Here is a 7,883-nt window from a genome sequence, read left to right on the forward strand (position 1 = left end):
AACGGATGGAAATATTTTTGCGCATTTTTAGAAGAGATATAAAAATGTTATTTTAAGATAAACAAAAGGTTGTAAGCGTATTCTTTGAATTTTGTCAAAATAATGTCGAATTCATATTGTTGGAAAAATAATGCATTTGTAATATAATGATAAATGATACTTCACCACATTAATTAACTAGGTGAAATTAAAATCTTTATTACACAAATTATGAAACAAAGGAATGATTAGTTTGAGTACAGGTGTAAAAGCAAACGACGTGAAGACAAAAACAAAAGGAGCAGATCTTGTTGTTGATTGTTTAATTAAACAAGGTGTTACACATGTTTTCGGTATTCCAGGAGCAAAGATTGACTCTGTATTTGATGTATTGCAAGAAAGAGGACCAGAGTTAATTGTTTGTCGTCATGAACAAAATGCAGCATTTATGGCAGCTGCTATTGGTAGATTAACAGGGAAACCGGGCGTATGTCTTGTAACTTCAGGACCAGGGACATCAAATTTAGCGACAGGTCTTGTTACTGCGAATGCGGAGAGTGATCCCGTTGTTGCTTTAGCTGGTGCAGTACCGCGTACGGATCGATTAAAACGCACGCATCAATCTATGGATAATGCTGCACTATTCGAACCAATCACAAAATATAGCGTAGAAGTAGAGCATCCTGATAATGTGCCAGAAGCACTTAGTAATGCATTTCGAAGTGCGACTTCCACAAATCCGGGAGCTACTTTAGTAAGTCTTCCGCAAGACGTTATGACTGCGGAAACGACTGTAGAGTCTATCGGTGCGCTTTCTAAGCCACAGCTTGGAATCGCTCCCACAAATGATATTACATATGTAGTAGAAAAAATAAAATCAGCGAAATTACCAGTTATTTTACTCGGTATGAGAGCGAGCACAAATGAAGTGACGAAAGCCGTTCGTGAATTAATCGCGGATACAGAACTTCCTGTCGTTGAAACATATCAAGCGGCTGGTGCCATTTCACGTGAGTTAGAAGATCATTTCTTCGGCCGCGTTGGATTATTCCGTAACCAACCAGGTGATATTTTACTAGAAGAAGCAGACCTTGTTATTTCTATCGGTTATGATCCAATCGAGTATGATCCAAAGTTCTGGAATAAACTTGGCGACAGAACGATTATTCATCTTGACGACCATCAAGCAGATATCGACCATGATTACCAACCAGAGCGTGAATTAATTGGTGAATATTGCCTTAACAGTAAATAGCATCGCGGAGAAATTACCGAAACTAGTATTAAGTACGAAATCAGAAGCGGTATTAGAACGATTACGTGCGAAATTATCAGAACAAGCAGAAGTTCCAAATCGTCCTGCAGAAGGTGTTACGCATCCACTTCAAGTGATTCGTACACTTCGTTCTTTAATTAGTGACGATACAACTGTTACATGTGACATCGGTTCCCATTCTATTTGGATGGCGAGATGTTTCCGTTCTTATGAACCACGTAGATTATTATTTAGTAACGGTATGCAAACGTTAGGTGTTGCACTTCCTTGGGCAATCGCAGCTACTTTAGTAGAACCAGGTAAAAAAGTAGTTTCCGTATCAGGTGACGGTGGTTTCTTATTCTCAGCGATGGAGTTAGAAACGGCGGTACGTTTAAATTCTCCAATCGTCCATCTTGTTTGGAGAGACGGCACATATGATATGGTTGCATTCCAACAAATGATGAAATACGGTAGAACATCAGCTACAGAGTTTGGTGATGTTGATCTTGTGAAATATGCGGAAAGTTTCGGAGCGTTAGGTCTTCGTGTTAACACGCCTGATGAATTAGAAGGGGTATTAAAAGAAGCATTAGCAGCAGATGGTCCTGTCATTATTGATATTCCAATTGACTATCGTGACAACATTAAATTAAGCGAAAAATTATTACCAAACCAATTAAACTAATGGAGGCAGATTTGAGATGACTGTTGCGCAATTAATTGATATTGATGCAAAAAAAACGAAAATGAGTAATGAAGTATATCAAACATCTACAATGCTTGCGCTATTAGATGGTATATATGATGGTGTGATTAGCTTTGAAGATTTGAAAAAACATGGTGATTTCGGCATCGGCACATTTGATCAATTAGACGGTGAAATGATTGCATTTGATAATGGATTTTATCATTTACGTTCAGACGGTTCAGCGGAAAAAGTAGAGCCAGAAGAAACAACGCCATTTGCAACTGTAACGTTTTTTGAAAAAGAAATGAGTTATACGGTAGAGCGTCCGATGAATCGTGAAGAAGTTGAAGCGTTATTACATGAATTAATGCCAAGTAAAAACTTATTTTACGCTATTCGAATGGACGGTACGTTCCGTGAAGTAAGAACGAGAACTGTTCCAAGACAAGAAAAACCGTATACACCACTCGTTGAAGTGACGAAATCGCAACCAATCTTTTCGTTTGAGAATACAGAAGGTACGCTTGCTGGATTTTGGACACCAGATTACGCACAAGGTATTGGAGTAGCTGGATTCCACTTACATTACATTGATGATGAAAGAAGCGGAGGCGGACATGTTTTCGACTATGTTGTAGAAAACTGCACGATCCAAATTTGTCAAAAAGCTCATATGCATTTAGCACTTCCAGAAACAGCAGATTTTATGGCGGCTGAATTATCAAGAGAAAATTTAGAGGATAATATTGCAACTGCGGAAGGTGCGGAGTAAAAGGAGAAGACTGTTCCATTTTGGAACAGTCTTCTTTTATTTGTCGGTAAGTCGATATCGTTTATTTCTTTGAAACAAACGGATGCCCCTCATAATAAAAACGCCACGGATAATGTACAGCTTCTTCTGCATAGTCGATATTAATACGAGGTCCTGCTGTTATTTTATATTGTGATGATATGTGTTCTTCTTTTGGAACTAATTCAATATGTAACGTATCACTTTGTAACGATACACCGCGTTCTTTTAAAGTGATGCCAAGTGCACGGCATAGTTTGCCAGGACCGTTCGTTAAATTTTTGTACTGCGCTTTTGTAATTTCTGTCGTATTGTAGCGCGCTAGTTTTATTTCTTCTATTCCATCTACCGGCTCAAGAGCTCGAATGAGAACACCTTGCGGGGTGCCCACTGGCGCTGTAATAACGTTAAAGCAATGATACATACCGTAAATTAAATATACGTAAGCATGCCCTGGTGCACCAAACATAACTTCTGTGCGATCTGTCCGTCTGCCTCCGTAACTATGTGCGGCCTTATCATCTGGGCCTTTATATGCTTCTACTTCTACAATGATTCCGCTTCGCTTTATTCCGTCTACAATATGAACAAGTTTTTGCCCGAGTAATTTTTTTGCGACTTCTAACGTATCGCCTTCATAAAAGGAAGGAGGTGCCTGCATTGTACTATCTCCTTTACTAAGTGTATATGTATATAGTAAACCAAATTTTCAGTAGTAATTCTAACTCGTTCTATTTATCGGGTTTATTTCATAAATTATGGATAGAGTACAACAGCGAAGAGGGGGAGTGCGACATGATTTATCGCTTACTAGCTCTTAATATAGATGGGACACTACTATACAACAATGGAAAAATTGCAAAAGGATTAAGAGAAACAATTGAATTTGTGAAAAGAAAAGATGTATACGTTACGTTATTTACGAGTCGTAATTTTCAATCCGCTCATAAAGTAGCAAAGGCGTTAAAATTAGATTCTATATTAGTGACACATGGTGGTGCTTTCGTTTCAGCAACGTTAGATAAGCCGTACGTTCAAAGAAGATTGTCTGAAGAGAAGACTTTTAACATTGTGCAAGTGTTAGAGCACTTTGATTGTAACGTACGTATTTCTCATGAACGGTTTTCGATAGGAAATCGTGAGAGAAATACACCAAACTTAATTGCGCGCACTGTATTATCAAGCGCAGATCCGTTATTTTATCCAGTTCAATTTGTAGATTCGTTAGGTGATGCGCTTCGGGACCATCCCGTAGCGGCGCCAAAAATTGATGTTCTTTTCCAAAGTAAAGGTGAAAAAGAAAGAGGACTGAACACATTAAGAAAAGCATTCCAAGATGTAGAGTATGTTGAATGTGATTCAAAACGAATAGAAATTTTGCCGCAAAATGTATCAAAGTTACGTGGATTACAATTGCTTGGAGAGCATTTAAATATTTCGCTAAATGAAATGGTTGCGATTGGAGATAGTATGGAAGATTTAGAGGTTATTGAAAACGTGGGACTTGGGGTAGCGATGGGGAACTCGCCTGTAGAATTAAAGCAAGCAGCAGATTGGATTACACGTTCAAATAGCGAAAACGGTGTAGAGTATATGATTAAAGAGCATTTCCGTAAGCAATTCCCGCTTCCGTTTTTGAAGAATCATAAAAATACACCGAAACGATGAAAGAAAAACGTAGCTTTTTGGCTACGTTTTTTTGTTGAGCTTATTAAAAGGAATGGAAACGTTTTAAAATATGAATTGTGTATGAAATCTATACAATTCACTTGAATCCTTTAGAAAACTAATGTAAAGTGAATGATGTTGCCAAAATAGTTACACCACATGAAATATTCTTCAGATTAATTTTATTGGGCTCCCATACGTAAAAGTATTTCCGCATGACAGTTTAGTTCACGTATTATTTCAAAAATGAATTGTAGCAATCTTATTAAGTAGTTGTAGTGTTTTTTTGTTTTATTTAAATGGATTATTTTAAGTTAATGTGAGTAAGGTTTGGTACATATGATATGTACTTGTTTTTGTGGTTTTAGGAAGTTTAAAAGGGGGAATGAATTTCTTGAGGAAATCATTTAATCAAAAAATTAAAAAGTTAAGTAGTAGTTTAATAGTTGTATTACTAATATGTATGAATTTTTTAATCCACTTACCATTTAAAGCAGAGGCAGCTACAACAGAATTAAAAGGTTTAGGTGATGTATCTTATTACAACGCCATCATTTTTGGAGATCATAGTGCAACGAGTGCGGATATTGAAGGTGCGATGGCTGTTCAGAAAAATATGAACGCATCAAGTTATACAGTCGTAGCGGCTGCAACTGGAGCAAATAACTTAGCTGGAGCAACTTGGGTAGATGAAGGATATCCATCATTATTACTAGGCGGTCAATTTACGAAAGCGGGAGCAGGACAAGTAATTATTCAAGATGGAATAGTGGCGATGACAAAAGACGGTGACCCAGATGGCGCAATGAAAACATCATATGACCGTATCTCTTATAAAGAGCAAGCGGAGATTGATGCTAAGTTTAAAGAATTTAGAAAAGACGTTGATGGTGTAATCGGGGATGCAAGTAAACTACAGACTGATAAGCCAAAACCTAATATGAGCTTTGGCATCGGTGAAGATTTAAATAACCCTAATATTTATGTCTCTTCAGGCCAAACTGGAAAGAAAACATTTGATGTAAAAGACGTTTTTCTTCCGAATGTAGAGAATAAAGACTTTATTGTTATTTATTCAGATGCAGAAGAAGTGAGTTTTGGTGGCGGTGCAATTTTGTATGATACAAGAAATACTGGGATGGCGACGGATTTAATTAATACATCTCAAGCATACGATCCTAATTCATCTTTTACTGAGTTAGCTAGTAAGGTAATTTGGGTATTTCCTAATGCTACAAAGATAACAACTAAAGGTTATGGTGTAGTAGGTAGTGTGTTTGCACCTAATGCAGTTGTAGAAACAAAAGGTGGTTCTATTAATGGACAAGCCTATGTTGGAGGATTACACCAAAGAGATGGTTTTGAGGTTCATAACTTTAAATTTAACTGGCCAAAGTGGAATAAACCAGCAGCTGAAAAAGGACATTTACAAATTAAAAAAGTTGATGAAAAAGATGAAAATATTGTTTTAAAAGACGCAAAATTTGATGTTATAGACAAAGATAATAACGTTGTGGCTACTGTTACAACAAACGAAAAGGGTATTGCGGAAGTTAAAGATTTACCACTTGGTGACTATTTTGTAAAAGAAATAAATGCACCAGAAGGATATATAAAAGTTGATACACCAGTCAAAGTAACAATTGATAATACAAACGTAATTGAACTTGTTATGAAGAATACGAGAAAAGTAGAGAATGGCCAATTTAAATTATTGAAAAAAGATAGTGAATCTGGTCAACTTCTACCAGGGGCAAAATTTGATGTTATCGATAAAGATGGGAAAGTTGTGGAAACAATTGTTACAGATGATAAAGGTGAAGCCTTATCGAAACAACTTCCAGTTGGAAGCTATACATTAAAAGAAGTAGAAGCACCGAAAGGATATGAATTATCATCTAGTTCAGTTTCTGTTGATGTAGAGGCTAATAAAGTAGTGACTGTAGATGTGGTGAATAAAAAGATCCCCGAAAAAGTAACGGGTCAATTCGAAATCGTGAAAGTAGATGCGGAAGATAAAACGAAAGTATTATCAGATGCAGAATTCGAAGTGTATAAAGATGGTAAAAAGGTAGCAGAACTAAAAACAGATGAGAGTGGAAAAGTGATGTCACCGAAATTACCGCTAGGTGAATACACAGTGAAAGAAATGAAAGCACCAGCGGGCTACAAGCTTTCAAATAAAGAATGGAAAGTAACAATTCAAAACGAGAAAGAAGTAGTAAAAGTAGAGGCAGAAAACGAAAAAATCTTAGGTTCTCTACAAATTATTAAAATGGATGATAAAGATCAAACGAAACGCTTAGCAGGCGCAGAATTTACATTGAACGATGCGAAAGGAAATGTTGTAAAAGAAGGAATTACAACAGATAAGTCTGGAACGGTTAAAGTAGACGGACTTGTGCCAGGTGAATATACGTTAGAAGAAACAAAAGCACCAGAAGGTTATGAGTTAACAAAACAAATAATTCATGTAACAGTTGACGGTGAAAAAGTTGTTGATGTAAAAGTAACGAACAGTAAGAGTCTTGGTCAATTCGAAATTGTAAAAGTAGATGCGGAAGATAAAACGAAAGTATTATCAGATGCAGAATTCGAAGTGTATAAAGATGGTAAAAAAGTAGATACGTTACGAACAGATAAAACAGGTAAAGTAATTTCTCAGAAATTAGAGCCAGGAAAGTACACGTTAGAAGAAACGAAAGCACCACAAGGATATAAGTTGTTAAAAGAAGAAATTGAAGTCGTTGTGGAAGCAGACAAAGTAGTAGAAGTACAAGTAAAAAACGCAAAAGAACTAGGAAGCTTACAAGTAATCAAAAAGGATTCGGAGAGTGGAAAAGTTCTAGCAGGTGCGGAATTTAAATTAAAGAACGAAGCTGGTCAAGTAGTTGGAGAAGCGAAAACAACGAATAAAGACGGCGTTGTGAAATTCGAAAACTTAGAGCCAGGAAAGTACACGTTAGAAGAAACGAAAGCACCGGAAGGTTATAAGGCGCTAGAAGTGACAGTAGAAGTAAAAGTTGTAGCGAACGAAGTAGTAAAACAAGAAGTTATGAATGAAAAAGTGAAAGAAGAAATTACAGGTCAATTAGAAATTACAAAGGTAGACGCCAATAATACAAATAAAATATTAGCGGGCGCAGTGTTTGAAATTTGGAAAGACGGAACAAAAATCGACACATTAACAACAAACAAGAGCGGTAAAGCGACTTCTAAGAAGTTAGAACCAGGAGATTACACTTTAAAAGAAATCCAAGCGCCAGAAGGATATACTTTATCCTATAAGGAAATGAAATTTACGATTTCTAATGAAAAAATTGAAGTTGTAAGGCTTCAAATTACAAATAAAAAAGATACAGAAAAAGGTCCGGAAAAACCAGGTGAAGGAACAGAAAAACCAGGTGAAGGAACAGAAAAGCCGGGTGAAGGAACAGGAAAGCCGGGTGAAGGAACAGAAAAGCCGGGTGAAGGAACAGAAAAGCCGGGTGAAGGAACAG

4 protein-coding genes and 1 pseudogene are annotated in these 7,883 nt (G+C 36.7%); 4 read left to right on the forward strand and 1 reads right to left on the reverse strand.

The window, feature by feature from the left end; genetic code table 11:
* Nucleotides 1-232: 232 nt before the first annotated feature.
* Both alsS and alsD read left to right on the forward strand, forming a co-directional pair.
* A pseudogene (gene alsS, locus MR169_RS19175) lies at nucleotides 233-1,922 on the forward strand (acetolactate synthase AlsS).
* A 16-nt stretch (nucleotides 1,923-1,938) separates the two neighbouring features.
* Nucleotides 1,939-2,697: an alpha-acetolactate decarboxylase gene (alsD, locus tag MR169_RS19180; protein WP_000215008.1), complete on the forward strand. Its 759-nt coding sequence runs from the start codon at nucleotides 1,939-1,941 to the stop codon at nucleotides 2,695-2,697.
* 61 nt (nucleotides 2,698-2,758) lie between these two features.
* Here alsD and MR169_RS19185 read toward each other — a convergent pair whose 3' ends face one another.
* Nucleotides 2,759-3,376, reverse strand: a complete 618-nt coding sequence (locus tag MR169_RS19185; RefSeq protein WP_242319851.1) for a DNA-3-methyladenine glycosylase — start codon at nucleotides 3,374-3,376, stop codon at nucleotides 2,759-2,761.
* A 134-nt stretch (nucleotides 3,377-3,510) separates the two neighbouring features.
* Here MR169_RS19185 and MR169_RS19190 point away from each other — a divergent pair, with 134 nt between their 5' ends.
* Both MR169_RS19190 and MR169_RS19195 read left to right on the forward strand, forming a co-directional pair.
* Nucleotides 3,511-4,383, forward strand: coding sequence for a Cof-type HAD-IIB family hydrolase (locus MR169_RS19190; protein WP_000640420.1), 873 nt, complete (start codon nucleotides 3,511-3,513; stop codon nucleotides 4,381-4,383).
* Between the two features lie 385 nt (nucleotides 4,384-4,768).
* Nucleotides 4,769-7,883 (forward strand): SpaA isopeptide-forming pilin-related protein (locus tag MR169_RS19195; RefSeq protein WP_242319852.1); only part of this gene is annotated, 3,115 nt, incomplete at its 3' end.

The sequence above is a fragment of the Bacillus cereus group sp. BfR-BA-01349 genome (assembly GCF_022663795.1).
Classification (GTDB): Bacteria; Bacillota; Bacilli; order Bacillales; family Bacillaceae_G; genus Bacillus_A; species Bacillus_A cereus.

Excerpts from the sequence above, each read along its gene's own strand:
- alsD (WP_000215008.1), top strand. The coding sequence starts at position 1,939 with ATGACTGTTGCGCAATTAATTGATATTGATGCAAAAAAAACGAAAATG.
- MR169_RS19185 (WP_242319851.1), bottom strand. The coding sequence starts at position 3,376 with ATGCAGGCACCTCCTTCCTTTTATGAAGGCGATACGTTAGAAGTCGCA.
- MR169_RS19190 (WP_000640420.1), top strand. The coding sequence starts at position 3,511 with ATGATTTATCGCTTACTAGCTCTTAATATAGATGGGACACTACTATAC.